General features: G+C 42.0%; 23 protein-coding genes. 12 read left to right on the forward strand and 11 right to left on the reverse strand.

The genetic code is table 11. The annotated features are described in order from the left end of the window. Positions 1 to 242: 242 nt before the first annotated feature. From BLQ57_RS08950 to BLQ57_RS08965, 4 genes are all read left to right on the forward strand, one after another. Positions 243 to 1,040 carry a DUF6090 family protein gene (locus BLQ57_RS08950; protein ID WP_087938920.1) on the forward strand — a complete coding sequence of 266 codons (798 nt, stop codon included), beginning with the start codon at positions 243 to 245 and terminating at the stop codon, positions 1,038 to 1,040. Between the two features lie 527 nt (positions 1,041 to 1,567). Next, positions 1,568 to 2,059, forward strand: a complete 492-nt coding sequence (locus BLQ57_RS08955) for a CIA30 family protein (RefSeq protein WP_240507774.1) — start codon at positions 1,568 to 1,570, stop codon at positions 2,057 to 2,059. A gap of 205 nt (positions 2,060 to 2,264) precedes the next feature. Continuing rightward, positions 2,265 to 3,698 carry an L-lactate permease gene (locus BLQ57_RS08960; RefSeq protein ID WP_087938922.1) on the forward strand — a complete coding sequence of 478 codons (1,434 nt, stop codon included), beginning with the start codon at positions 2,265 to 2,267 and terminating at the stop codon, positions 3,696 to 3,698. Positions 3,699 to 3,843: 145 nt separating this feature from the next. Next, positions 3,844 to 4,947, forward strand: coding sequence for a hypothetical protein (locus tag BLQ57_RS08965; RefSeq protein ID WP_087938923.1), 1,104 nt, complete (start codon positions 3,844 to 3,846; stop codon positions 4,945 to 4,947). 40 nt (positions 4,948 to 4,987) lie between these two features. Here BLQ57_RS08965 and BLQ57_RS08970 read toward each other — a convergent pair whose 3' ends face one another. Further along, positions 4,988 to 5,389 carry a hypothetical protein gene (locus tag BLQ57_RS08970; RefSeq protein WP_087938924.1) on the reverse strand — a complete coding sequence of 134 codons (402 nt, stop codon included), beginning with the start codon at positions 5,387 to 5,389 and terminating at the stop codon, positions 4,988 to 4,990. A gap of 153 nt (positions 5,390 to 5,542) precedes the next feature. Here BLQ57_RS08970 and BLQ57_RS08975 point away from each other — a divergent pair, with 153 nt between their 5' ends. Continuing rightward, positions 5,543 to 6,430, forward strand: a complete 888-nt coding sequence (locus BLQ57_RS08975; protein WP_175444658.1) for an ATP-grasp domain-containing protein — start codon at positions 5,543 to 5,545, stop codon at positions 6,428 to 6,430. Between the two features lie 34 nt (positions 6,431 to 6,464). Here the strand turns inward: BLQ57_RS08975 and BLQ57_RS08980 are convergent, their stop codons facing one another. Continuing rightward, complete coding sequence (locus tag BLQ57_RS08980; RefSeq protein ID WP_087938925.1) at positions 6,465 to 7,532, reverse strand: acyl-CoA dehydrogenase family protein; 1,068 nt, start codon at positions 7,530 to 7,532, stop codon at positions 6,465 to 6,467. 82 nt (positions 7,533 to 7,614) lie between these two features. On the opposite strand from BLQ57_RS08980, the gene BLQ57_RS08985 reads away from it, so the two are divergent. Next, positions 7,615 to 7,968 (forward strand): DUF805 domain-containing protein, encoded by a 354-nt coding sequence (locus BLQ57_RS08985; protein ID WP_087938926.1) that lies wholly within the window; start codon positions 7,615 to 7,617, stop codon positions 7,966 to 7,968. Positions 7,969 to 8,022: 54 nt separating this feature from the next. On the opposite strand, the gene BLQ57_RS08990 is transcribed toward BLQ57_RS08985, so the two are convergent. From BLQ57_RS08990 to lpxK, 6 genes are all read right to left on the reverse strand, one after another. Continuing rightward, positions 8,023 to 9,303 (reverse strand): prolyl oligopeptidase family serine peptidase, encoded by a 1,281-nt coding sequence (locus tag BLQ57_RS08990; protein ID WP_087938927.1) that lies wholly within the window; start codon positions 9,301 to 9,303, stop codon positions 8,023 to 8,025. Between the two features lie 100 nt (positions 9,304 to 9,403). Then, entirely contained in the window at positions 9,404 to 11,095 is a 1,692-nt protein-coding gene (locus BLQ57_RS08995) for a GMC oxidoreductase (RefSeq protein WP_087938928.1), read from the reverse strand. Between the two features lie 151 nt (positions 11,096 to 11,246). Next, positions 11,247 to 12,491 carry an ABC transporter permease gene (locus tag BLQ57_RS09000; protein WP_087938929.1) on the reverse strand — a complete coding sequence of 415 codons (1,245 nt, stop codon included), beginning with the start codon at positions 12,489 to 12,491 and terminating at the stop codon, positions 11,247 to 11,249. Positions 12,492 to 12,619: 128 nt separating this feature from the next. Continuing rightward, the gene (miaE, locus tag BLQ57_RS09005; RefSeq protein WP_175444659.1) at positions 12,620 to 13,231 is read right to left on the reverse strand and encodes a MiaE family protein; all 612 of its coding nucleotides are present in this window, start codon (positions 13,229 to 13,231) and stop codon (positions 12,620 to 12,622) included. A 35-nt stretch (positions 13,232 to 13,266) separates the two neighbouring features. Then, a complete protein-coding gene (locus BLQ57_RS09010) occupies positions 13,267 to 15,228 on the reverse strand; it encodes a putative porin (RefSeq protein WP_244887417.1) in 1,962 nt (653 codons plus the stop codon). After that, entirely contained in the window at positions 15,203 to 16,264 is a 1,062-nt protein-coding gene (gene lpxK / locus BLQ57_RS09015; protein ID WP_087938930.1) for a tetraacyldisaccharide 4'-kinase, read from the reverse strand. Before lpxK ends, BLQ57_RS09010 begins: the two co-directional genes overlap by 26 nt. A 41-nt stretch (positions 16,265 to 16,305) precedes the next feature. Here lpxK and BLQ57_RS09020 point away from each other — a divergent pair, with 41 nt between their 5' ends. From BLQ57_RS09020 to BLQ57_RS09030, 3 genes are all read left to right on the forward strand, one after another. After that, positions 16,306 to 17,406 (forward strand): Nif3-like dinuclear metal center hexameric protein, encoded by a 1,101-nt coding sequence (locus tag BLQ57_RS09020; RefSeq protein WP_087938931.1) that lies wholly within the window; start codon positions 16,306 to 16,308, stop codon positions 17,404 to 17,406. A 3-nt stretch (positions 17,407 to 17,409) separates the two neighbouring features. Next, positions 17,410 to 18,180: a zinc ribbon domain-containing protein gene (locus BLQ57_RS09025; protein WP_087938932.1), complete on the forward strand. Its 771-nt coding sequence runs from the start codon at positions 17,410 to 17,412 to the stop codon at positions 18,178 to 18,180. A gap of 111 nt (positions 18,181 to 18,291) precedes the next feature. Next, positions 18,292 to 18,708 carry a hypothetical protein gene (locus BLQ57_RS09030; protein ID WP_087938933.1) on the forward strand — a complete coding sequence of 139 codons (417 nt, stop codon included), beginning with the start codon at positions 18,292 to 18,294 and terminating at the stop codon, positions 18,706 to 18,708. Here the strand turns inward: BLQ57_RS09030 and BLQ57_RS09035 are convergent. Continuing rightward, positions 18,692 to 19,315, reverse strand: coding sequence for a histidine phosphatase family protein (locus tag BLQ57_RS09035; protein WP_087939017.1), 624 nt, complete (start codon positions 19,313 to 19,315; stop codon positions 18,692 to 18,694). The two genes, BLQ57_RS09030 and BLQ57_RS09035, sit on opposite strands and share 17 nt — an antisense overlap. Positions 19,316 to 19,366: 51 nt before the next feature. Here BLQ57_RS09035 and BLQ57_RS09040 point away from each other — a divergent pair, with 51 nt between their 5' ends. From BLQ57_RS09040 to menD, 3 genes are read left to right on the forward strand one after another with little or no spacing between them, the layout of a single operon-like run. Beyond that, on the forward strand, positions 19,367 to 19,789 hold the full coding sequence (locus BLQ57_RS09040) for a hotdog fold thioesterase (protein WP_087938934.1): 423 nt from the start codon (positions 19,367 to 19,369) through the stop codon (positions 19,787 to 19,789). Then, complete coding sequence (locus tag BLQ57_RS09045) at positions 19,786 to 20,997, forward strand: chorismate-binding protein (protein ID WP_087938935.1); 1,212 nt, start codon at positions 19,786 to 19,788, stop codon at positions 20,995 to 20,997. Before BLQ57_RS09040 ends, BLQ57_RS09045 begins: the two co-directional genes overlap by 4 nt. After that, on the forward strand, positions 20,994 to 22,700 hold the full coding sequence (menD, locus tag BLQ57_RS09050) for a 2-succinyl-5-enolpyruvyl-6-hydroxy-3-cyclohexene-1-carboxylic-acid synthase (protein ID WP_087938936.1): 1,707 nt from the start codon (positions 20,994 to 20,996) through the stop codon (positions 22,698 to 22,700). Before BLQ57_RS09045 ends, menD begins: the two co-directional genes overlap by 4 nt. Here menD and BLQ57_RS09055 read toward each other — a convergent pair. Further along, positions 22,681 to 23,985, reverse strand: a complete 1,305-nt coding sequence (locus BLQ57_RS09055) for an MFS transporter (protein WP_087938937.1) — start codon at positions 23,983 to 23,985, stop codon at positions 22,681 to 22,683. The genes menD and BLQ57_RS09055 overlap by 20 nt on opposite strands. Positions 23,986 to 24,170: 185 nt before the next feature. Beyond that, a complete protein-coding gene (locus BLQ57_RS09060) occupies positions 24,171 to 25,733 on the reverse strand; it encodes a sugar porter family MFS transporter (protein WP_087938938.1) in 1,563 nt (520 codons plus the stop codon). Positions 25,734 to 25,735: the final 2 nt, after the last annotated feature.

The raw sequence follows: 25,735 nt of genomic DNA on the forward strand, positions 1-25,735 counted from the left end.
ATGCTTCGAGGCGTTACCCCCGCACATAAGGGACTTTCACCCTCTGGAATAATTTGATATCTTCGATACCAGATGCCCATGCTGGGCACACACACGGGTTTGGCAAAAGTGGCGGTTCAGTGCTCCGCAGACACATTTGTGGTTAATCAAAGTTTGGTTCTCCGCATCAACATTTGTGGTGAAAATCGCCACCTTCGCCAAGCCCGAAACCGTTGTGCTTCATTATGACCAACCGCTAACCAATGATAAAATTCTTTAGAAAAATAAGACAAAATCTACTTTCAGAAGGAAACACTGGAAAGCCTGCCTACCGGACAGGCAAGTATTTGAAATATGCAATTGGTGAAATTGTGCTTGTGGTTATTGGAATTTTGATTGCCCTTCAGATTAATAATTGGAATAAGAATCGAAAATTACAAAAAATAGAAGTACAGATTTACACAGAACTAAAAAGTGATTTACTACAAACAAGAAATGATTTAAACGAAACAATTGCTAAACATAAAGAAATATTCAAGTCAAGTCAGCAGCTTATAACCGATATCTATAATAAGAAATCTAATTCTCGAATAATTTATAATTCATTGACCAACTCCAGTGCTGAATTTCAAATTATTCCTAAAACAAGTGCATTTGAAAATTTAAAAAACATTGGATTAAACACCTTATCTAATGATAGTTTACGTGTTGCTATAACCAATTTATTTCAATTAAATTTAAAGCGATTAGATGATGAACTTGGGATGAAACAAGCTGAAATGAATATGTCAAAGCTTATTCAGCCTTTTCTATTCAAATATTTGACTGCAGATTATAGTCAACCAATAAAATATGGGTTTATACATTCTGACTCTATATCTATTTTCAAATTAAAAATAAATAAGTACAATGAATTTTTAAATGACAATGATCTTATTAAGGCTTTGCAGTTAGCACTCTTCAATAGAGGTAAAATAATTGATGAAGAAATAGAAACTATGAAGTTAATAGATAGTGTGATTTACGGTATTGAAGAGGAACTTAAAAAATTGAAAAAATAACGAAAGCACAATATTGTATTCCATCAATGATACATAGTTTATTTTCTCGCTTTTTTTCTTTGTTTAGGCTGTATTTGGATTAATTGTCTGATATCTGGACTGATTGGAAGAAGTCAAGAATGGGCAAAGCGGTGCCTTGCGGGTGGGATGCCCACTCGCCTTGTTTTTAACCCCTGTCTAGGCGTAGGATTTACTCTGCATCAATGAAGTGCAATTGGAAAACATAAATTTTCGTGATTCAAAACGTCGATTTTCGAATGAAGCAATTAACAAATTTGTATTCATATGAAGGTAGGATCGCGCATATGAAAAGGCTTTTGTAAAGATTTTTAGGGAGTGGTCAGGTAGAAGGTAAGTTAAACTACACCTAAGTCGGATTGGATTAAAAGAATTCCAGTACCGAACCTACCAAGCGCAAACTATTTCTGACTCATCCTGTTCACTAAATAAACAAGGTTTGATCAGAACCCTGCAAACTAACCACAACCATGAAAACTTTTCTTTTATTCGCCTTAATCCCCTTTCTTATGAGCACGTTACTGGTTTTTGATTTTGGTTCTACTTCCGATTGGTCTGATTGGGAAATCGAAAACGACACCGTGATGGGCGGGGTATCCTCAAGCAAGCTTACACGAAGTGAAGGTGGGCACGCGGTATTTACCGGTGCTGTTTCCTTGGAAAATAACGGGGGCTTTGCTTCGATGCAATATCATTTTCCACCCAAAAATATCAGCGGCTATACCAAGGCTATTCTCCGTCTCAAGGGTGATGGCAAGGCATATCAATTTCGAATCAAAGCCAATCTCCGAGAGCGGGCAGCCTACATCTACACGTTTAAAACTACCGGAGAATGGCAAACTGTCGAAATCCCTCTGAACAAAATGGAGCCTTCCTTCCGCGGCAATAAACTGAACATTCCCAACTTCAATGCCGATCAGATACAAGAAGTCCGCTTTATGATCGGCAATGGCAAAAACGAAAATTTTCGATTGGAGGTGGAAAAAATCGAGTTGCAGTAGGCTAATTTGGAACTGCCCTTTCACTTCGACAGGATTGTATTACCCTCCTAAACCGTCGCGAAGTGTTCGAGACCTTAGTTTTAAGGTTTTTTGGCACAAAGCCCACTCCTAATTTTAAAAGCTAACATTGAATCTCTATTTTGGATGTAAAATCAAAAATCGATTAGCTCGATTAAGGATTCACCTTTCATTTTACCATCATTTTATGGAACTGTTTTCTACGCTAGGTTCATTAACTTTTCTACTGATTGGCGCTTTTTACCTGAGAAAACTCTGGCTAGGGGCCGTTTTAGCGCTGATCTTTTTGATCAGTTTCAAGCTATTTTCGAATGGGGATCTCGGCTATTTTTCTATTCCTGCCATCAATGGAATAGTCATCAGCATCGAACTCGCCCTATTGCTCTTTGGTGCCTACCTGCTATTCAAACTCCTGCAAGCAAACGACCACTTCAGGACACTCAATCAAATCACCTCGGCCTTTTCTTCCAGACTGACCGTGATTATCTTATTCGCCTATTTTTTGGGAAGCTTTATGGAAGGGGTAGCCGGCTTTGGGATTCCGGCCATGCTGATCACCCCGATGCTGTTTACCTTGGGGTTCAGACCACAAACCTGCATCATTATTCCTCTCGCAGCCAATACGACAGCGGTCACTTTTGGGGCGTTGGGTACACCCTTAAAAATAGGCTTAGGCATTCTCGAACCTGACGCAGCGGTACAGTTTACTGTTTTTCTCAATTTCATTCCCGCCATTTTACTTCCCTTTTTCCTAGCATTTCTCTTTGAAAAAACCGAACAAACCAAAATCAATTGGCGCGAAAACTGGAAAATGCTCTTAGGCGCCGGAGTAATATATGCGGTTTTGTACCTATCGACCGGCTTATTTACGATTGAATACGCCTCGGTCATTTCGGGAATCTTAGGAATGCTACTCTACACTTTCTTTTTTGTTTCCAAAGAAGAAAATCCACCCCTACGTTCCTGGTTCGACACGTTTTATCCCTATTTGATTTTTATCCTCTTGCTCCTTGTGTCCAAATATTTCCTCTCCGACCTGTCTTGGTCCATCGCTGCAGGTACCCGAGCGATATCCCTATATCAGCCCGGAATCATTTTTATCCTAGCAGCTTTGGTCTACCATCTTTACATCAAAGCTAAAGTCAGCTCCCCGCTTTCCTTTGACTATCATTTAAAAAGCACTAGCCAAGTCGTATCCAAGACTGTGCTTACGCTATTTGTATTGGTTAGCTACGCACAATTTATTCGGGTAGATATTGCGCTACTCACTCAAAACCACCTTTCCGATTTGGGTGAAGGGGCCAAACTGATTGTGAGTCCAATTTTAGGAATAGTGGGTACTTTTCTAAGTGGAAGTGCTACGATGAGCAATCTTATTTTTGGAAATACCATCCAATCCGCAGCATTTGCGGTCTCCAACGCATTTTTGCTCTCAGCCTTATTGAATACCGGTAGTGCCATAGGCAATTGTATTTCTTTACAAAATATCCTGATGGTCAAGTCTGTCATCAATGCTCCGGAGGTAAATTACTCAAACATTATGAAATTAAATCTGATTCTGATTGCTCTCTATCTAGTCCTTGTAGTCGGAATGTCCTTTCTGATTGCAGCATGGACTTAAATTCAGAGCAGGTTTCAGAAGGCTACCCCACTCCCATTTACCGCTGCGGTGATTCGCCTTTATTCAATAAGCTATTCTCTCTTTCCTTTGATTTTTTCATAATTTTCAAACCCAATAAGGCATCACATCTTTCTCCATTCTCATCATGAAGGCATTTCGGGTCCTAATCATACTTTTTATCAGTGTCGAAGCTTTTGGTCAAAACGTAAGCTACAATTACCTCCTTGATTCCAGTTCTTCAGAAACACGGGAAGTAATGCAACTTTTTGAAAATTACCTGGCATCCAACCCTCAAGATCAAGGGAAAAATACCTATTGGAGCGCCGAAGAACAGCAACAACACAAAAACTATGACTTTTTGGAAAGTGAGTTTCAGCCCTCACTCTACATGGGGTTTCCTACGCATGTTTTGAGTATCAAATTTCTAGAGGACCATTGCCAAATTAAGGTTCAGTTTTCCTATACCCAAGAAGACGGAAGCCCCTATGTCCTAGCCATCGTAAACTATATTGCCAAAAGAGAAAATGGAGCTTACAAATTGTTTAATGCACTTACAGTTAACCGACAAGAGTGGAATTGCACCACAGTGGGTTGGGTGGATTTTTACTATCCTCCCTACCATGTCTTCGACTATGAAAAGGCCCAAAAACTGAATGATTTTATCCATCAGATTTGTACTAATTTTGGGGTAGAACCGACCGTATTTGACTATTATTTGGCCGATGATTTCGATGAAATCCAACAATTAAAAGGACTTGATTATTACCTCGGGATGGGTGGCACTTCCAAACCTCGCGGTAAAGCAACTGATGACAAGGTGTATTGTGGGGGCTTGGGGGAATATTATCCACATGAAGTTTTTCACGTTCAGATTGATAAGCATTTTCCCAACAACCATTTTTGGGCCTCGGAAGGCATTGCTACTTTTTTAGGGGGTAGTCGAGGGGAAAGTTTGGATTGGCACATCGTAAGAACCAATGCGTATTTAAAAACCCATCCCGAACTCAATTTGAATGAGATGCTGAATTTGTCCAACCTGGATAGCGAAACGTCTTTTCATTACGTTTTAGGCGGGCTAATTGCAAAAAAGCTTTTTGAGAAAGGAGGCTGGAGTTTGCTGAAAGAATTATTAAACAGTGGAAAAAGCGCGGAAGACTACTACCAAGCGATAGAAAAGCACCTTGGAATTAAGCAAACGGAGTTGAATGAATACATAAGAGCTGAATTGGACAGGGAGACGATCAACTAGTAATTAGTGATTTGCTCCACTAGCCCAACTTTCTCTCAAATCATTTTTTAACCTCAATCAGATCCAAACTATCGACCCATCGCCTTGCAGCTTCTAAAGATTTGACCACTTGATAAGGTACGGGCTGATTTTGAAATGAAAAAATCATCGAAAGCACGGCTCGAATCACAGGATTGGGAATCACATAAGCTGTTCCTGCACAATACTTTAGCATCAAGTCTCGATTATCCTTCAGCCATTGAGCCTGCATTTTCTGATGAGAGAGCGCAGGAATACTAGCTTGGGAAGCATCAAAAATAATAGCCAACCGCTTCTCAGACCGATAGCAGGCTTTTGTCTCATCGAGATAGGCCCGAAAGTTTTGATCAGTGCTCTTATTTCCCGTAAACCGGATATGGATGAGGGGAAATTCTGATTCATCGATTATTGCATAGGATTTCATACATCAAAAACCTACAAATGCCGAAAGAGTTCAAATGGAAGCCACCGCCTCCCAAAGCCATAAAACCAGGCCACCATTTAACTTTAAATTGAAAAAATACCCGCTTAAAATTCCGTTCAAAATCTTATTTTCAGGTCTTCAAAACTGAATACAATGCCTCACTGTGCCTTTCTTTCCATTGCCAATACCGACGGCTGGTTTATCGACGATGATTTGGTTCATCCCCACCTCAGACGCTTAGGTTGGGAAGTCCAAAATATCCCATGGAATCAGCCTACGGATTGGAATACATTTGATCTCGTTATCATCCGAAGTCCTTGGGATTATCAGCAGCACCTGGAGGAGTTTCTGGAAGTCTTGGATCAGATCGAACAGTCCCAAGCCACCTTGCTCAATTCCCTTGATTTGGTTCGCTGGAATATCCACAAAGGCTATCTCTTTGAGCTGGAAAGTAAAGGAGTGGAGCTAGTTCCCACCCTTCGTTTTGAGCAATTGAATCAAAAAACACTGAAGGACGCTTTTACCCAGCTTAATTCAGATCAACTCATCGTCAAACCCCTCATCGGCGCCAATGCAGACGATACTTTTTGGATCAAAGAGAGAGAATCCAAGAACTGGGAAAAACCGCTGAAGATTTTTGAAAATAAGGAAGGGATGATTCAGCCCTTTATGAATGCTGTGGTTGAGGAAGGTGAGTTTTCTTTGATGTATTTTGAGGGAAAGCTCAGCCATAGTATTCTCAAAACCGTAGGCCAAGGGGATTTCCGGGTACAAGAGGAGCATGGCGGTGGAGTGATTGCTATCCCAAAGCCGGAAGATGCTCTTTTACAAGCTGCTGAAAAGGCCATGAAAGCACTTCCCGAATCACCTTGCTATGCGAGAGTGGATTTGATCCGAACGCTAGGCAATTCCTTTGCCCTGATGGAATTGGAGCTGATCGAACCCTGCCTTTATTTTCGTTTTGATGAAAATTCACCACGCGTTTTTGCGGAGCAATTGGATCGTTTTTGGAAACAAAAAATCAGCACATCCAGGACCTAAATGATGCTTTTAGAATTGAAAGTTGAGGCGCCTTTCAAAAGGGAAAAATCAACAGCGAATGCTGACTCACCGTATTGAAATCCCTCCATACCCGATTGAGCTCTGTTTCGGTTTTGGCGGCTTCCAAGCCTGCAAAAGGATACAATTCGGCATTCCACTTTCGACATCTTCCAGTCATTTTCCGACTGATTTTGCTGAGCGAATATTGAGTTTTGAAAGAAAGCTCCCGCTTTTCCTCCAGTTCCCTCCAAGCTTTCTCCACTTTTGAATAAAATGTAGCTCTCACCCCAGCCATTTTCTTATCGGATTTTCTGACCAGCTTCTCAAAAAAAGCGATCTGATCAGGAGAGAAGGCCTTTCGCTCTTGTCTTTTCCAAAAAGACTCCTTAATCAATTCCTGCAAATGCAGGCTAATACCCAAAATATTCACTGCCAAAGTAGCTTCTGCAAAAGGCAAAAAAGGGAATTGATAAATGGGATCGGGGAGTTTTGCTTTTGCGGGAAGTATTTCAAATGAACGATGGAGCGGTACTCGCAGCTTATCCGTTCTGAAGGCATGACTGCCCGTAGCGACCATCCCCATGTAATGCCAAGCGTCGAGGATTTGTACCTCTTCCCTTTTTAGGATAAAAGCTTTGATCAGCGGTTCACCGGATTCATTACGAACCAATTTACCATCCTCCCAAATTTCACAATTAGCCGTAAGATGGGTCGCATGAACCGCTCCCGAGGCATAGGTCCAATGCCCGGAAATCAAGTAGGAATCGCCCAAGATTTCGGCCTTCCCCCCTACAAAACCACTGCCTGCCAGACAAACCTTGGGATTAGAAAAAACCTCTTGGCGCAATCCTTCATCCAAAAAGCCCACAAACCAACCTGCACCAGCGCAAAGAGTGACGGTCCAACCCAGACTACCGTCCCATTTGGCTAGTTGCTCTTCCACCCTAAGCGCTTCGGGAAAAGGCAATTCAAGTCCTCCGAGCGCTTTAGGCACAAAAAGCTTGAACCAATTTTCGGAATATATTTTATCCAGCCAGTCCGGAATCAAGCTCCCCTTTTCTTCTGATTTTTTTGCGTTTGATGAAGAAAACAACTTATCCATAGCATTGAAAATGATTTAAGCTGCTAAATATCAGTTTATTGAATTTAGCTAAACAATTCAGGGTTTGCCTTGTTTAATAGTTATGAAATCAATATTTAAACCCGAAGGTAGAATTACAAGACGAAAATATTTGACACTTTTCATGTTTTTTTATTTCGTCAATCTCTTGTGTCTAATGAAAGCTTGGGAGGCCTATCAATTAGAAGCGTGGCCCTCATTCTTTTCCTTCTCGACAATCCTTATTGCATCCATCGTGCTACTAATGATTCAAGCCATACGACGTCTCCACGATATAGGTTTGGATTGGAAATACTCCTTGTATTTATTGATTCCACCACCGGTAAATTTCGTAGGATTCTTATGGCTAGCGTGGAAAGAGGGGGAAGAGGGACCTAATAAATATGGTTTAGATCCCAGAAAAACTGATTTAGTTTAGTTTTTGGTTAAAAGAAAAAGGACAAGCAGAATAATCAGCTTGTCCTTTTATTTTTTATCGTTTTTGCGTTGCTAGCCACTCCATGATAGTTACCGGTTTTCCATTAATCATCACAGGGGATCCATCAAAATCGGTTCGAGCTGTATTGGCATGAGAATAAATCCAAGACCAATGTCCCGGATAATGGTAGTTTTCACCTCCATAAAATCCCGTAATATCCGTCACATGCTCGTAATAGCTGAGAAAAACATTTTTGGCTCCCAATCCTTTTAATTGCTCATAGAGGGGTAGAACGGTATCCTCCGGCTTGGTAGTCGTATCATCGGCTGAGTGCACAAACCACATAGGGACATTTTTGATGGATTTGAGTTGCTCTTCTGATAAATACTCCGCATGATAGGCTAATGCACTGATGTATCCTGCTGCAAAGTAATCGGGATGCTCCAAAATCAATTTGAGAGACATGTATCCTCCGTTAGAGCAGCCTCCCACGTAGATTCTGTCTTGATCGATAGAGGGATTTTTTTGTACATAATCCTCTATCAGTGCAAATAATGCCTCATGATAGATGTCCTCTTGATCTCCTCTTGTATAAGATCCTTCCACGGATTCCATCCAAAAAGACGGCGCCTGAGGAACCAGTACATGAGCACCACCAAAAAGAACCTGTATCTCTTCAGCAGCATAATTTGCAGCTCTGTTCCCCAAAAGCGGAATGGTAGGATCCACTCCACCTTCACCTCCTTCATGTAGCCAGATAATCAATGGCTCTTTCTCCTTTGCTGAGGCTGTAGGTTTAAACGAAGCATAGGAAAGCGTGAGGTCTTCATGCATAAATTTAGGAGTCAAATCGAATTCATCCACCAACGGCATAATTCTACCAGTTTCTTGATTCCAGACTTGTGCAGAGGAAGTGTGAATCACGGTCATTTCATAATTGATCCAGAAATTACCTCCACGATTTCCTACTCTCATGTATTGAATAGGCGAACCCAAGGCTTGGGTCGGGTTGACTTCCAAAACCAAAGTGAGATAAGATCCTCCATCCTTTCGATTCCCATCCTGATCAGAAGGATACGTATAAATCACATCACGTTTACCAGCACGCTGAGTCTCGGGTATTTCTCCCTGATCTGCTGATCGCTTGACATATATCTCAAAATCAGCTGCCGCGGCTTTCTCTAGGGGTTGATCAAGTTCCAATACCACTTTATGAACTGCAGGCCCCCAATCAAAACCAGCGATAATTACTTTATAATTAGAGGGATTAGCTTCCGAAAAAGCGAAAAGTGGTAGAAAAGCCAGTAATAAGGAAAGTTTTAGGAGTGTTTTCATAGGTTAATAGGGTTTGAATGTAAGCCTATACTAGAAAAAATTTCGCAGATCTCTCCTATCAATTATTTCTATGGTTAAAAAGGGATAAGTTTTGAAGGGATTATCTGATTTCTCCTTTTTGAAGCTGCTTCACTGCATAATCTACAGCTCTTGCCGTAAGCGCCATGTAGGTAATCGAAGGGTTTTGAGTTCCCGTAGATGTCATGCAAGCCCCATCAGTAACGAATACGTTGGGAGCTAAATGCATCTGATTAAATCCATTCAAAAGGGAAGTTTTCGGATCTCTACCCATACGAACTCCGCCCATTTCATGAATATCCAGTCCCGGGGCTTGCTTATTGTCAGATTTGTAGATGCCTGTGACTCCTGCTTTGCTGAGCATTTCTTCCCCCTGCTCCAAAAAGTCCCGAAGCAGTTTTTCATCATTTTCATCGTAATCCACACTGACTCTCAGCAATGGAACCCCCCATTCATCCTTTTGATTAGGGTCCAAGCTCACGCTATTGCTTTCTTTGGGTATCGTTTCGCCCTGCATCATCATAAAGATATGCCAAGGTCCTGGCTTGCTGTTTGCCTCCTTGAAGGCCGCTCCAAAAGGCATATCCCGGTTTCCGCCCCATCCGCCACGATTAGCCGAATAAAAGGTCATGTAGCCACGGAGGAAATCCATCTCCTGTTTTTTGACATTCCTGAAATTAGGCAGCATGACTGCAGTAGGTCTACGTCCAAAGTGATTTTTATCCTCGAAACCTTCCACAGCTCCACCTAAGGTGCCTCGATAGTTATGGAAGGCAATGTATTTACCTAAAATCCCCTCATCATTTCCAAGTCCCTGCGGAAAACGAGAAGATTGACTATTGAGCAGGATAAGATTGGTATTCAAAGCGGAGGCATTTAAAAATATCACTGGAGCAAAATATTCTCTAGCTTCATGAGTCAACCGATCAATGACACGAACTCCTGTGACTTTTCCTTTTTCCTCATCCCAAATCACAGAATGCACCACCGAATCGGGACGGATAGTCAGATTTCCGGTTTTGGCCGCATGAGGTAAAGTGGACGAATTGGAACTGAAATAGCCTCCAAATGGGCAACCTCGGTAGCATTGATTTCTAGCCATGCACTGTCCCCTACCCTGTGCCAGATGCTCTTCTTTGGGTTGGGTCAAATGGGCACACCTACCAATAATAAAGCGTCGATCGGCGTAGGCTTTTTGGATTCGGTCACGAATTTCTTTTTCAACACAGTTCATCTCCCAAGCAGGCAAAAACTCCCCATCCGGCAAAGTATCCAACCCTTCATAGCTGCCGCTAATTCCCACAAATCGCTCCACATAACTATACCAGGGCGCAATATCTTCGTATCGAATCGGCCAATCCACTGCAAATCCATCTCTAGCAGGACCTTCAAAATCATATTTGCTCCAGCGTTGGGTTTGCCTCGCCCAAATCAGCGATTTACCTCCTACCTGATAGCCTCGTACCCAGTCAAAAGGCTTGTCCTGCAGGTAAGGGTGCTCTGAATCCTTGACAAAGAAATGTGCGGTATCTTCTTTGTACGCGTAGCATCGATTGACTACCGGATTTTCTAATTTGTCCTGAAGGGGAATTTGATTCCTATGGGGCATCTCCCATGGGTGGGAAGTCATGGTGGGGTAGTCTTTGAGGTGCTGTACATCTCTACCTCGCTCCAAAACCAAGGTTTTCAAGCCTTTTTCACACAGCTCTTTGGCAGCCCAGCCTCCAGAAATCCCTGAGCCTACTACTATGGCATCGAATTGATTGGTCTTCATTTTTGAAAATTAAATAAATGAGCGCAGACTTTTATAAAAATTTCGAATAATTAGAGCAGTATTTGAAGCAATGAAATTCACATCAGAATTTCAATTCAAAAAAAATGTCAAACCGAAATCGATTTGACATTTGATTATCTTTTTGAAATCCTTACTCATATCGAAGTGATTCGATGGGATCTAATTTACTCGCTTTGTACGCAGGAAAATAACCTGAAAGTAGACCCACGACCACACAAATCACAAAGGCTACCAACATCCATAGCCAAGGCACCAAAAATCCTCCCGGACCTATGAGATTGGCAATGACATTTCCTATGGCTATTCCAAGCATCATCCCCACGATACCACCCAAGATGCAAATCATAATTGCCTCCATCAAAAACTGCTGACGAATCCTCAATGGTGTGGCTCCTAAAGCTTTTCTAATTCCTATCTCTCGTGTTCTTTCGGTGACAGAAACCAACATAATATTCATCAGACCGATAGATGCCCCCAACAAAGTGATAAATCCGATCCCAAAGCCTCCTATTCTCAAGTATCCTGCTACCTCTTCCAGACTTTCGGCAACAGACCTACTTTTGGTAAGCTCAAATGAATCCTCCTCCACTACTTTATCTTGTCTGATTTTACGCATCATGCCTATGGCTTGCCCCATTTCATACTCGATCCGCTCGGGTGAAGAAGCCACAGCAGTGACGGTATAATTAAATACTCCCCTTTTATCTAGTCTCGCCGCATTCTCTACAGGGATGATAATCTGTCTGTCAGCGCCTTGGTCATTACCTACTCCGCCTTGTTTTTCAAGCACACCAATCACCGTATATGGTCTTCCGAAAATCGTGATTTTCTCATTGATAGGGTCTTCATTGGCTTCAAAAAGCGTGGTTTTTAATTCTTGACCAATAATCGCTACATTATTTCCATACCTGACTTCCAAATTGGAGAAATTTCTTCCACTTTCTACTTTGATCGCTTTGATACTGAGGTAGTTTTCATCTCCACCTCTCACACGGGTATTGGGATTGGTGGTCTTAGACCCTCTTTTCACTTCCACTGCTCCGGAGACGGAAACAAAAACAGTAGATATGCCGATAGAACTGTAGGTCTGTTTAAACTCCTGTACCTCTCTATAGGTCAATTTTGGATAAGATTTTTCCGTTTTCCCATCCGAAATAGCCCTTCCTCCGCTAAAACCTCGATTTCTCACATCAAAAGAGTTGGCACCCAACCCAGAAAAACTCTCAGATATTTGCGCCTTGATGCCATCAATAGCTGTCAGCATTCCTACCAAAGAAGAAATACCTATCGCAATGATCGCTCCTGTCAAAATGGTTCTTAGAATATTGACCTGAACTGACTTCAGGGCCTCGCGTATATTTTCGATCAGATTCATAAATTGTCCGTATTGGAACAGCTGGTTAAAAATCAACAACTAATGAGCCTCTAGTATACAGAAATCCTCTCAGAACCTCTGCCTATAGCCTCGCAAATCAATTTTATTTTATCTTAATTAACTTTTTATCAATGCATGCGATCCCCTCGAACCTCCAGGGACTTGATCACATCTGCCTCATAGTCTAACCACTCCTGCCATCGTTTGTTGACCAGATCCTCCTCATAGTAATTTCTGGCCAATTCGATGAAAGTCACGTAATGGCCCGCTTCAGAAATCATCAACTCGTAATAAAACTTCTTCAATTCCTCATCTAGAATATGCCTAGAAAGAAGTCTAAATCGCTCACAACTTCGCGCTTCAATCAAGGCGTTGAGCAGAAGGTGCTCAGTCAGTTGCTGCATACGACTGCCTCCCTTTTTGACAAATTCGTTGAGTTTGGCCACATATTCGTCTTTTCGGGGTTTGCCAAAATTCATGTTTCGCTTACGCAACTGCTCCAAAACTCGCTCAAAATGTCCCCACTCCTCTGCCACTATCGGGGTAAGTGTATCCACTAGCTCCGTCAACTCGTTAAATCGCAGAATCATACTGATGCAGGAGGAAGCTGCCTTTTGCTCACAGTAGGCATGGTCTACCAAAATATCCTCGATCTGCATTTCAGCTATTCCTACCCACCTTGGATCGGTGGGCAGTTTCAGATTGAGCATCTTTTCCTTAGTACTTTCTTGCCAACTCATTGATCATTCATTTTTTACTCCACATTGTCACCTGATCAGTCGAATAAATACCAAGTAATTCCTAAATCCAAAAATGATTTATAGCCCGTATAATCCGGTGTGACGAAATATCCCTCATTATTCATAAACCCTGCATTCAGGTGATTATATTTCAGCAGAACTCGAGTTCGATTGATTCGAAAATTCAGAAAAAAGTCAGCTACGGGATAAGCGTAGACATTAAAATCATTTTGCAGATGAAACTGCTGATGACCCGGAAAATAAGCATTGGCGAAATAACTCGACCTAAACCGAATATCTACCCCCAACTGTACAAAGACATTCTCGTCAAATGCCGGGCTATCAAAGTAAAACTTGGTATTGCCAAACCAAGCGGGAATTCTAAAAGCATCTGCTCCCCCTCCTCCCACAGAAGTATAGATCAATTCGGTATCCCAGCGAAATTTCTTACTGACCTGCACATGGGCTTTGATTCCAGGCATTAGCATAAAGACTTCAGCTGAAGATTGCTCAGGCACACGATCGGTATTGAAGAACACAAAATTGTTCACCCTATTGATGGTCAAGGAGGGCCGGAGCTTGACTCTGTCAAAGTCCAATTTTACTGTGCCTTTGACTTGATCGACCCCGATATTATCAAAGTCATTTTCCCATTGAAGATGATTCCCTGCATACAATTGCTGCATGGCAGTAGGTTGATAGAGTGCCTTGGTGTAGTCCACATCCAAAAATGGAGACTGAAAAAGTCCGTGAATTCTAAAAGCTCCCGGCAACAAATACTCACCGTCAGCCTGAAGAGACCATTTCTCCGATAGCTGACCTATCAATTCCCCTCCCAAATAGACTTCATTAAACGAAAAAGTCCGAGTAGCATTGGGATTTCTCAATCTACCATTCCGCAATTTCCCGAAGGCATTGTAGTAAAACCCTCCAAAGGTTCCTTTAAAACCTACCTCATTTCTCCATTCGGCAAAGTCATTATAATTGCGCGTGGTATCAGGATTGAAATTACGGTTGGAGAAAAAGAGGGAGTCTGTAGAACGAAGATTGGCTTCGAAGGTGAGGTCTTGATTTTTCCGGTCAAAAACATGATAGATCTGCAGTCCATCCCTGACTTTGTATTCGTGGTAGATATGATAGTCCTGCCTCAGGTCTCTTGCTTGAGAATTCCGCAGCCACACCTTGGCATCTTCATAGGTGAAATATACTGAAGTGGAGTCTACTTCCGGAGGAATGATCCCTCCTATTTCATTGACGATATGACGCATCCTGGAGAAATTCCCCAGAATCCAATAGCGGCCATTCTCTGAGCGATAATTGGAGTGAAAGGAATAGGAGGTCTGATTGACCATATTATCATCCCTACGCTGCGGGTTGAGTGTTTTTCTGGCACGGATAGTATGGAACTCAAAACCAATGTTCCACCGAGAGTTGACATTTCTAGCAAACTCAATGTCCAGCATATTTCTGCTTCCCCCTCCAAAAAAAGCGGACATATTGGTAAAAGGTGACTTGGTATCGAAATAGCGCCTTTCCTCCGGCTTACGATAATACAGATCGTAGGCATGAAAACCCGAAGTAGTACCGATTAGATCTGGAGTTTGATAGAATACAGGCTGAGCTGCACTTCCGATGTTTCCGAGATCTTGATATTTCCAGCCTCCCTTAGCGAGTGGATCATAATTGTGAAAATTATCCAAAAGGGTATCTTGTGGAAATAGTGTAAGACTATTTCTTTTGATGTCTCTTTCAAAATAAAAAAGTGCCGTCTCCGGTCCGAATACCATTTTGGTACTGTCATCTAGTAGCGTTCTTCGCCCACCTGTCTCCTCTTCTCCTTCTTGAAGGGCTTCTTGCTGTACCCGCTGATTGGGATTTTGTACTTGCCTCCCACGATTGGGAATAGGTCGCTGTGCAAAAAGCATCGACGTACTCATCAAAAACAACAGGAGGGCAATTCCAAAAAGAGATTTATTCACCGAAATGGTCCTTTTCAAAGACTTTTTGTTGGATAAGTTGATTTAACTGATTCGCATCTTCGGGGGAAAACTCCACCTGAATAGGGATGACAAAAATCGGAATTTCTCTGATAAATCCTTCGGGATAAAAGGATTTAACTTTTACAGCATCTTTTTCTGTAGTCAATACCACGGGTTTGGAGCGGGCATGTTTTGCCAGGAGCAGTCCCAACTGCTCAAAATCATCTTTTTTATACTGATGATGATCTGGAAAATACAAGCGGTCAAGCAATTGATAATTTTCCAGCACATAGTCCTCCAAAGCATCCACTTTAGCAATTCCCGTCATTAAAATAACCTGCTTTGTAAATCTCGCCCCTTTACCCCAGGCTTCCGGTTTTCCATAGCCGATGGATGAAAAGAAAATAGCCTGACTTTTCTTAAAGTATTTTGCTGTTTCCTTTTTGATCTGATTTTTTTCTTCAGTGCTGAGATGGGGAGGACATTTGGAAATGACGATGGCATCCGCACGCTTAGCATTGGAGCGAGATTCCCTCAATCGACCCATGGGAAGTAAATAATCCTTGTAAAATGGATCCTGATAGGTCGTCAGAAGGATATTCAAGTGCGACCTTACACTTCGATGCTGGAAAGCATCGTCAAGTAGAATTATCTCAGGTGTGTTTTTTTCATTCTTGATTTTTTGGATAGCAGAGGCTCGATCCTCTCCTACAAAAACCTGAATTTGATTTCCATATTTCTGATAAATCTGATAGGGCTCATCCCCTATACCCTCAGGGCTGACAATAGGATCTGCCTTGAGAAAACCTCTTGTCCTCCGGCCATAGCCCCTAGACAAAGTACCTAGGGCGTAATCTTTTTGGAGAAGGCGAATAAGGTACTCTACCATAGGTGTTTTCCCTGTTCCTCCAACCCGAAGGTTTCCTACAAGAATAGTGGGAAGAGCCGCCATTTGGGATTTTAAATACCCCTGATCATATAGAAAGTTTCTAATCCTGGTGATAAGATCATAAATCAGTGCAAAGGGAAATAAAAGAAAAGCCAAGCGCTGCATTCCTGAGAATTTGTATTTTTGATCAAATAAACCAAAAAAATATGGGATACAAGATTCATGAAGTGATTTCCTTTCTGGAACAAGTAGCGCCACCTTCCTATCAAGAGTCCTACGACAATGCCACTTTGATCACAGGAAATCCAGACGACTCTGTCAGCGGAATCCTCAGTACGCTGGACTGTATCGAAGAAGTCGTAGATGAAGCCATTGCCTTACAAGCCAATCTGATTATCGCGCATCATCCCATTGTTTTCAAGGGTTTGAAAAGTCTCACAGGCCGAAACTACGTAGAGCGAACTATCATCAAGGCCATTCAAAATAACATCGCTATCTACGCTATTCACACCAATCTGGACAATGTCGCACATGGAGTCAATAAAAGAATTTCAGACCGACTGGGCCTTCGCAATACCAAGATTCTAAAGCCCAAAAAAGAAATCCTTCAAAAGCTTGAGTTTTTTGTACCCAAAGATCAGAAAAACGAGGTAGTAGATGCTGTTTTCGCTGCCGGCGCAGGTCAGATCGGTGCCTATAAAAACTGTTCTTTTCAGACCGACGGCATGGGTACCTTTACCCCTTCAGAGGGGGCTAACCCTTTTACGGGGAAGGTAGGCGTACCGCAGTATGAAGCAGAGGTAAGAGTAGAAGTGATTTTGCCAAATCATAAAAGTCGGCAGATCATCCAAGCGATGAAAAAGGCACATCCCTACGAAGAAGTAGCCTACTACCTCAGCAGCATCGAAAATGAAAATCAAGAGGTAGGTTCAGGAATGATAGGAGATCTAGCTCAAGCGATGGAGCCTTTAGCATTTTTGGATTTTGTAAAAGAACGCATGGAACTGCAAGTCCTAAAGCACACTCAACTACTCGGACACAAAGTCGAAAAAATAGCCCTCTGTGGTGGAGCAGGAATATTTTTATTAGGAGATGCCAAAAAGGCAAAAGCAGACGTATTTATCACCTCTGATGTCAAGTATCATGAGTTTTTTGATGCGGATTCTCAAATAATTCTTTGTGATATCGGGCATTTTGAAAGTGAAATTTTTACAAAAGAATTACTTGTCGAACTATTGTCACAAAATTTTCCTAATATTGCACTCTATTTGACAAAAGTAGTTACCAATCCCACATCCTATCGATAGTACATGGAAAGTACAGTAGCACAACGACTAGAGGCAATTCACAACCTTCAACTTATAGATTCAAAACTCGACGCCATACTCAAAGTACGAGGCGCATTGCCTGAAGAAGTTCAGGATCTTGAAGATGAAATAGCCGGCTACGAGACCCGCCTACAGAAATTCAACAGCGAAATCGAATCTTTTGAGGATAACATCAAAGCTCTTAAAGAAAGCATTAAGGATTCTGAAAAACTGATAAAAAAATATCAGGAACAGCAGATGAATGTCCGTAACAACCGGGAATACGATGCCATCACCAAAGAGCTTGAACTTCAAGATCTTGAAATCCAAGTAGCCAAAAAGAAAATAGCTGAAGCAGGTCTGAAAATTGATCAGAAAAAGCATGATCTCAACGAATTGAACGAAATCATGAAAGATCGTCAAAAAGATCTTGATCAGAAAAAAGATGAGCTATCCACCATTGTAGCGGAGAGCGAAAGCGAAGAGGCTAAGCTTAACACAGAACGTGAAAAGGCGGTTAAGAAAATCGAAGAGAGACTTTTGAAGTCTTATGACAAAATTCGAAATAACGCGAAAAACGGTCTTGCAGTAGTAATGGTCAAAAGAGGCGCCTGCGGAGGCTGCTTCAATACGGTGCCACCGCAGAGACAAGCAGATATTCGTGAAAAGAAGAAACTGATTGTCTGTGAGCATTGTGGAAGAATCCTTGCCGGAGTAGAAGATGAGATCGAGGAGGAACCAACTCCAAAGAAAAAAAGAACTGCTAGGTCCTAATCGACCTAGTCTCTAATACATAGACCCCGAAGCATTTTGTTTCGGGGTTTTCTTTTTTTTAAATCCAAACAATCTTGCTTCTCCGTAGATTATTTCTGTATATTGGATGCTATGAGAAAGTACGTTTTACTATTCTTTTGTCTTTTCACCTTCTATTCTCTTGCCGAAGCTAGGCCTGAGACCAAAACTTTTTTGGTTTTATTCAAATCCAAAGAATTAAAAGCAAACGAAACCTCACTGAAATCCATCGAAGCCCAATTTTCTTCTTTTTCTACTCGTTCTTACTCTGGCAATTCAGAGCTTGCTCTGCTGATAGAGATTCCTTCCTGCGATTTTGATGAATGCTTTTTGGGGCAATTCTTAATTGATACGGGGAAAAAGAATAATATTCAACTTCAAGAAGTCGCTTTTCGGCTCTTTGACATGACCCAAAGTAAAAGGGAATTGGAAATGATGCTTCAGGCCTACGATTCGGAAAACTCAAAAAAATCCAAAAAATTAGCCTCAACTGCTATTCCAAGTCTTTGAGATGATCGATATCATTCCCTTTTTTTAAAGTAAAAGTCCCATTGGGTAGCTGCTCTAAAAGATACAGACATAGATTTTTATGTTCAAACTGATCCATGTATCTCAGATCATAATTGAAAATCAAACTCAAAAATATCCGCATTGCCCGACCGTGCATACATACAAGGATAGTTTCTCCCGGACCCTTTAGAATTTTTTCGATTCCTCTTGAAATCCGATCTGCTACCTGATTGGGGTTTTCTCCTCCAGCGATAGCATAGTCCAAATTTCCCTCCTGCCACTGATGAAGCATATGCTTGTAGTACTCGTTTTCCTCGGGGGTCATCGGAGTACCCTCATAATCTCCCCAGGAAATCTCATTCAGTTCAGGCAGAGCAGCGGTAGGCGTTCCTCTAGAAATAAATTCTGCGATCGACTGTTTCGTTCTGATCAGTGCCGTATGATAAATTTGGTCAAAATGGACCTGCTGATACGCATCAAAAAAAGCTTGGGCTTGGGCTCTACCGGTTTGATTGATGGGAGCGTCGATTCCACTTCCTTGCACTACTCCTTTCAGGTTAAAATCTGTCTGCCCATGTCTGACTAAATATATTTTTTTTCTGTTCATTTTAGCTATTTTTGCCCAAGGGTCAAAGAAAAACAAATCCATCCAAAATTCATGGTATTTCTCAAAAAGCCTACCTTAAATGAGCTGAATAACACAAGAAGTCAAACCCTAGTCGATCATCTCGGTATAGAGTTTACGGCTGTAGGAGATGATTTTTTAGAAGCAAAGATGCCTGTGGATCATCGAACCAAACAACCTATGGGCTTGTTACACGGGGGAGCAAACGTAGTACTTGCAGAAACCTTGGGTTCCGTAGCGGCTTCACTGACGATTGACCTTAAAAAATATACGTGCGTAGGGCTAGAGATCAATGCTAATCACCTTAAGGCTGTCCGAGAAGGTTATGTCACAGGAAAAACAAAGCCCATTCATATCGGCAAAAGCACTCAAGTCTGGGAAATAAAAGTTAAAAATGAAGCCGGGCAACTCTGCTGTATTAGTAGGATCACCCTAGCAATTTTGGAAAGAAAATGATCGATTCTCTCGTCACTTCTCAAGTCGCCACCAAAGATGCAATTCGCATGCTTTTGAACGCCGCCTTTTCTTCAGGTAGGCCTTTTGCATTATGGAGAAAACCAAAATCAAATGTTTTGGAGTTGGTTCTAGATGCCGAAGAGAAAATCCGAAAAGTGGGAATGGAAATAGAAGAATTACCCGCAGGATTTATCATTCACCCTTTTGAAGATCAAGAAGACAAAAAGGCTTATTTTATTAAAGCCTCAGAATACTTTAGTCTAGATTTAAGTTTAGAGCCGCAAGAGATTGACTTTCCCGACTGGGTCAAAAACCAGCCTCCCTCCAAAGGACCTTTAGAGCAATTTCTGACAAACAACAACCAATCTACCGAAGAAAGAAAAGTAAACGTCTCAGTCGGCAGCTCCAAAGCACATTTTTTGGAATTAGTTGAACAAAGTATCTCTTGGATCAAGGCTGGCAAACTAGAAAAAGTGGTACCCGCAAGAACCAAAACTATTCCGCTTTCATCCAATTTTGACTTGGTTCAGAGTATCTGGGAGCTCATGAACTCCTATCCTAACTCTTTCGTAAATTTCTTTCACCTGCCAGAAGTAGCCACTTGGCTGGGTGCCAGTCCCGAGACATTGATTGAAACCAAAGGAGATGAGTTTTATACCATGTCTCTGGCGGGTACTCAAAAGGCTCAAGGAGACAATCCGCTAAAGTCTGCAGCATGGACACAAAAAGAAATCGAAGAGCAAGCTCTAGTCAGTAGGTATATCGTGGATTGTTTCAAAAAAATCCGACTCAGGGAGTATGATGAGCATGGCCCAAAGACCGTTTTGGCAGGAGATCTTTTGCACCTAAGATCAGACTTCAGAGTGAATATGAAGAGCACGAATTTCCCTCAATTGGGATCAGTGATGCTTGGCCTCCTCCACCCTACTTCGGCAGTATGTGGTATGCCCAGAAAAGAAGCTCATGAATTTCTCAAGGAGCATGAAGGCTTTGAAAGATGCTTTTTTGCCGGTTTTATAGGACCTGTCAATATAAAAGAAAGTACCGCCATCTATGTCAATCTCCGAACAGCTTCCTTTGGGGATGGAGAGATCACACTTTACGCTGGAGCGGGAGTCACTGAAGATTCTGATCCTGAAAAAGAATGGGAAGAGACCGAAATGAAATGTAGGATTATTGGTAAATTCTTTCAATCAGAAGAATCGTGATCATCCAACCCATCATCGACCTAGTGGCGATCTGTGCCAAGAAAGGTATACATCATGCGATTCTTTCCCCCGGATCCAGATGCGCACCGCTGACCTTGGCATTTGCAAGGCATCCTGATATCCATGCTAGGACTATCTCTGATGAGCGCTCGGCAGCATTCATTGCTTTGGGAATGGCTCAGCAACTCGCCAAACCCGTGGTCTTGGTTTGCACCTCAGGCTCTGCAGCTCTCAATTATTATCCAGCGATAGCAGAAGCCTTTTTTCAGCAAGTACCTCTTGTCATTCTTACCGCTGATCGGCCCCCGGAATGGATAGATCAATGGGACGGACAGACCATCTATCAGCAGGAAGTTTACGGAAAACACGTCAAAAAAAGCTTCCAGTTCCCAGATGATTTTTCTGTTCCAGATAAATCTTGGCATGCCTCCCGCATGATCAACGAAGCCATTAACCTATCCCAGCAATATCCTGCCGGCCCAGTTCATATCAATATCCCTTTAAGAGAGCCATTTTATCCCAAAACTGGGGAGAATTTCCAGTTTCCAGAGGACCCTCCCCAATTTAGTCAATACCAAGGCAGCTTAACCCTTTCGGAAGAAAGTTTGAAAAAACTGAAAAATAGACTTCAGCAGGTTAATCGAATTCTTATCGTACCAGGACAGCAGCGACCAAATCCAAAAATTCAAACCTTGCTCGAAGCTCTTGCCAAGGAAAAAAAGGCAGTAATCGTCTCAGATGTCATCTCCAATTTACAATCTGAAAAAAGTGTTAATTTTCACGATCACTGGCTAGGCAATGAGACTTTGCACGATCAATTAAAGCCAGATTTAATCATCAGTTTTGGAATGTCTATCATCTCCAAATCACTCAAGCTTTTCCTTCGCAAATCAGGAGCTTCCCATTGGCATATTCAAGAGGGAGGAACTGTAAGAGATTCTTATCAACAGCTCTCCCGAATTCTAAACTGCTCACCCACCAACTTCCTTTCTTGGCTTACTCAAAACCTACCTGCTCAAAATCCAACATACCAGAATAAGTGGAATCAACTAGAAGAAAACCTGCGTACCAACCTCCCTTTGATTTTTGAGAACCAAAAGTTCGGTGAGTACCAAGCCCTTTATTTTCTACTAAAAAAGATACCTCCTTTTTCAAAAATTCATTTGGCCAACTCCATGGCGGTACGCTATGTCAATTTTCTAGGAAAGAGAAATCAGGAAATCGTATGCAACAGGGGCACAAGTGGTATCGATGGCTCCAACAGCACGGCAGTTGGATGTACTTTTACTACCAAAGAACCTGTCACGCTGATCACGGGTGACATGGCCTTTTTCTACGATCGAAATGCTTTTTGGCACAACTACTCGATGCCAAATCTCCGGATTATCATTCTAAATAATCACGCAGGAGGAATTTTCAGAATTATCGAAGGACCCTCTTCACAGCCTGAATTGGAGGAGTTTTTTGAGACTCGGCAAAAATTATCCGCCAGAAGTCTGGCAGCAGAATATGGTTTCACCTATTCCAAAGCAGAAAATAGAGCTGAGTTGGAAGAAGGAATGGAAAAATTTTATGCTCAAAGCGTACAACCTAAAATCCTGGAAATCTTCTCCGATAGCAGTTCCAATCTGTCCATCCTTCGCCAAGTCAAAAAAGAAATTCAGTCGCTCCACGCCACTACTTTTACACCTCCCGAAGCCTAGTCGACATCCAGGCTGCCACGAGTAAAAGCCCAGCAAAAAACAAGAGCATACCGTCAGACCCGATCCACTGAGCCAAACCGCCGAGCACAGCTGCTATCAATGTAAAAACGCCAATCATAGTATTGGAAAGGGACACATACAGAGGGCGCTCTTTTTCGGGTGCAAAATCCACCAAATAGGTCTTTCTGCTCAATCTTGCTCCCCCATAAATCATCACATGAAGCAAAAGGATAAATCCAAAACTGTAAATGCTCTGAAAGTTTTCCGACCAAAATGGAAAGGAAAACATCAATAAAATCGAGCCTACCGCCAAGAGCGATACAGTTTGCATCATTTTGCGAGAAGAGCGATCTGCAAACCTGCCCCAAAAAGGAGATGAGATTACCGCTCCTATACCAGCAGCCAAAATCAAAAAACCGAGATTCTTGACAGCTGATCCCAATTCCCTTTGAGCGATTACCACAAAAAAAGGCTGAGCAAGAGGCACAGACATCAAAAGTCCCCGTGTCATAATAAATCTCCTCAAATTAGCATCTGTTTTCCATAGCTGCCAGCCTTTCTTCAGCTCTTTTATAGGAGTTCTTCCTCCTTCAGTAGCTCCCGGCTGCTCAGAAATCCCCGCAAAAAAAGCGGCCGCTATCATCCAACAAGCCGCTCCTCCTATGACCAACCAGAAAAGATAATTTACATCCTCCGACTTCCCTTCTTGCTGAAGGAATAAAAATACTCCTGCCAAAACCGTAAAAACACCTCCTAAAGAACTCCTGAAAGCCAATAACTGACCTCGCTTTCCCTTCTCTACAGTCTTGGCAAGAACATCTTTAAAACTAATACTTGCTATGCCACTAGCCATGCTAAATAAGGCCAGCAAAATCAAAATCCAGAATCCTGCCCAAAACTCCTCAAGAGAATTCACTACCCAAGCCATACCCAGAAGGCACAACCCTTGAAAAACCGATGGAATCACCCAAAACCACTTTCGCCTTGAGTAACTTCGGATTTTTGCCGAAACAAATAGCTGAGGCAATAAAGAACCTGCATCCTTGATTGGAACCAAGGCTCCCACCAAAAAAGAGGGGACATTAAGCGCTGAAAAAATCCAAGGTAAGGTAGTTCCAGTGGAAAACAATTGATTAGCTAGTTTGGAAAACCCTCCACTAGCTACATTCTTTAAAAAATTTCCGGGAACTTCCTTGCAGGCGTTTTCTGAAATCTTCTCGCAAGCCCTTTGCTCTCCCTCATCGGTGATAAAATCATATACTTTTTCGGTCAAATCAGAATTCATGGACAATAGTTTCTCCTTAAAACATGGGATCTAGGGAACAAAAAACGTAGATAATAACATAAAAACATACCAAGGGAAGAAGAGTTTAGCCCATTAATCTGCACTAAAAAATCTTTCCTCAAGAATTTCATTTCTCTTAAACAACTTGAAGCAGCTAGCTGATCGCAATGCAAGGAATATACCCTTTACCTTTTAATTAGGATCGTTTCGAGCTCTTCCAGTGATTTATTCTTCGTCTCAGGAACTATAAACCACACAAATACGAGCCCTAATGCCGCAAATAAACCATAAATCAAAAAAGTGGTACTACTTCCTAAGGTCTCCAATTGCCATGGAAAAAACTGCTGAACAAGATAACTCACCAATGAATTTAGAAAGCCTACAAAAGAGATGGCAGCGCCCTTAATGCGAATAGGGAAAAGCTCAGAAAACAGCACCCACATCACGGGACCTATAGAAATCGCAAAAGAGGCAACAAAGCCAAGAATGCCGAATAATATCAAAGTAGGATTCATATTGATTGCTGCGGTGATCAAATTGGATTCAAAGGCAAGGGCATTTTTTTCACCTAAATTGTTACGTAATGCTTCCTTAAAACTTACATCATCCGCATACACTTGATCAATCATGGGGACTAGCCTATTCCGATCAATTTCTTCAGGAAGCATGTTCAGAGCGTCTTGTGTCAATTCATACCTTGCACTTCCAAACCCATAGGCCAACAAACTCATACAGATTGCAATCCCTGCAAGTCCTACCAACAGAAGAGGCCTTCTGCCCAGTCGGTCAATAAATAAGATAGCCAAAATGGTAAACACCAAATTAATGAGACCAACCAATATCGCTTGTATAAACGAAGCATCCGTTCCAATGCCAGATTGCTCGAAAATCATCGGAGCGTAGAAAAAAACCGAATTGATTCCCGTAATCTGCTGAAGGATCGCAATCACTACCCCTATCAGTAGCATCAATCTATAGGAAGGTTTAAAAAATTCGGTCAACATAATTTTTTCTTTGCCCTTCTCCTCGTGAATACTTCGGATGGCATCATTGATTTGTTTTTGGGCATTTTCCGTTTCGGTAAACTGACTCATGATCAGCAGCGCTTGATCTGTTTGCCCTTTCATGACCAACCACCTAGGGCTTTTAGGGACAAAGAATAAGCCTATAAAAAAGAGCATAGCTGGCAACAGCTCAAGTCCAAGCATCCATCGCCAATTCCATTTTTGAAAACCCAGGCTCAGCGCCCATTCAGATGAGGATTCGGCAAGTTGTAAGATTAGGTAATTAGTGAAAAAGGCTACCGAAATACCGATAACAATATTCAGTTGATTGAAAGAAACCAGCCTCCCTCTCATACTCGGAGGAGCGATTTCGGCAATATACATCGGTGCCAAAATCAGGGAAGCCCCTACTCCAAAACCACCGATCATCCTGGCAATTACCAAAGTCAAAAAATCCAGAGCTACTGCTGAACCAAGCGCACTTACTGCAAACAAAACCGCAGCCACTTGCAAAACCTTCCTTCTCCCAAAACGATCACTCAAGGGCCCTGAGACCATCATGGCCAAGGTAGCAGTTAATGTCAGGGAGGCAACAGACCAACCGAGTTGGAGTTTGGTCAAGTCAAATTCGGTCTCGATAAATTTAACCACACCCGAAATCACAGAAGCGTCAAATCCCATCAAAAATCCACCTAGGGCTACGATTAGCGAGATTCTAATGGTGTAAGAGTTGCTTTTTTCCATTC

This window comes from Algoriphagus faecimaris, assembly GCF_900101705.1.
Taxonomy (GTDB): domain Bacteria; phylum Bacteroidota; class Bacteroidia; order Cytophagales; family Cyclobacteriaceae; genus Algoriphagus; species Algoriphagus faecimaris.

Excerpts from the sequence above, each read along its gene's own strand:
- BLQ57_RS09025 (WP_087938932.1), top strand. The coding sequence starts at position 17,410 with ATGGAAAGTACAGTAGCACAACGACTAGAGGCAATTCACAACCTTCAA.
- BLQ57_RS09060 (WP_087938938.1), bottom strand. The coding sequence starts at position 25,733 with ATGGAAAAAAGCAACTCTTACACCATTAGAATCTCGCTAATCGTAGCC.
- BLQ57_RS09000 (WP_087938929.1), bottom strand. The coding sequence starts at position 12,491 with ATGAATCTGATCGAAAATATACGCGAGGCCCTGAAGTCAGTTCAGGTC.
- BLQ57_RS08985 (WP_087938926.1), top strand. The coding sequence starts at position 7,615 with ATGAAATCAATATTTAAACCCGAAGGTAGAATTACAAGACGAAAATAT.
- BLQ57_RS08990 (WP_087938927.1), bottom strand. The coding sequence starts at position 9,303 with ATGAAAACACTCCTAAAACTTTCCTTATTACTGGCTTTTCTACCACTT.
- BLQ57_RS08955 (WP_240507774.1), top strand. The coding sequence starts at position 1,568 with ATGAGCACGTTACTGGTTTTTGATTTTGGTTCTACTTCCGATTGGTCT.
- BLQ57_RS08950 (WP_087938920.1), top strand. The coding sequence starts at position 243 with ATGATAAAATTCTTTAGAAAAATAAGACAAAATCTACTTTCAGAAGGA.
- BLQ57_RS08995 (WP_087938928.1), bottom strand. The coding sequence starts at position 11,095 with ATGAAGACCAATCAATTCGATGCCATAGTAGTAGGCTCAGGGATTTCT.
- BLQ57_RS09040 (WP_087938934.1), top strand. The coding sequence starts at position 19,367 with ATGGTATTTCTCAAAAAGCCTACCTTAAATGAGCTGAATAACACAAGA.
- BLQ57_RS09055 (WP_087938937.1), bottom strand. The coding sequence starts at position 23,985 with ATGAATTCTGATTTGACCGAAAAAGTATATGATTTTATCACCGATGAG.
- BLQ57_RS09035 (WP_087939017.1), bottom strand. The coding sequence starts at position 19,315 with ATGAACAGAAAAAAAATATATTTAGTCAGACATGGGCAGACAGATTTT.
- BLQ57_RS09030 (WP_087938933.1), top strand. The coding sequence starts at position 18,292 with ATGAGAAAGTACGTTTTACTATTCTTTTGTCTTTTCACCTTCTATTCT.
- lpxK (WP_087938930.1), bottom strand. The coding sequence starts at position 16,264 with ATGCAGCGCTTGGCTTTTCTTTTATTTCCCTTTGCACTGATTTATGAT.
- BLQ57_RS08960 (WP_087938922.1), top strand. The coding sequence starts at position 2,265 with ATGGAACTGTTTTCTACGCTAGGTTCATTAACTTTTCTACTGATTGGC.
- BLQ57_RS08970 (WP_087938924.1), bottom strand. The coding sequence starts at position 5,389 with ATGAAATCCTATGCAATAATCGATGAATCAGAATTTCCCCTCATCCAT.
- BLQ57_RS09020 (WP_087938931.1), top strand. The coding sequence starts at position 16,306 with ATGGGATACAAGATTCATGAAGTGATTTCCTTTCTGGAACAAGTAGCG.
- miaE (WP_175444659.1), bottom strand. The coding sequence starts at position 13,231 with ATGAGTTGGCAAGAAAGTACTAAGGAAAAGATGCTCAATCTGAAACTG.
- BLQ57_RS08965 (WP_087938923.1), top strand. The coding sequence starts at position 3,844 with ATGAAGGCATTTCGGGTCCTAATCATACTTTTTATCAGTGTCGAAGCT.
- BLQ57_RS09045 (WP_087938935.1), top strand. The coding sequence starts at position 19,786 with ATGATCGATTCTCTCGTCACTTCTCAAGTCGCCACCAAAGATGCAATT.
- BLQ57_RS08975 (WP_175444658.1), top strand. The coding sequence starts at position 5,543 with ATGCCTCACTGTGCCTTTCTTTCCATTGCCAATACCGACGGCTGGTTT.
- BLQ57_RS08980 (WP_087938925.1), bottom strand. The coding sequence starts at position 7,532 with ATGGATAAGTTGTTTTCTTCATCAAACGCAAAAAAATCAGAAGAAAAG.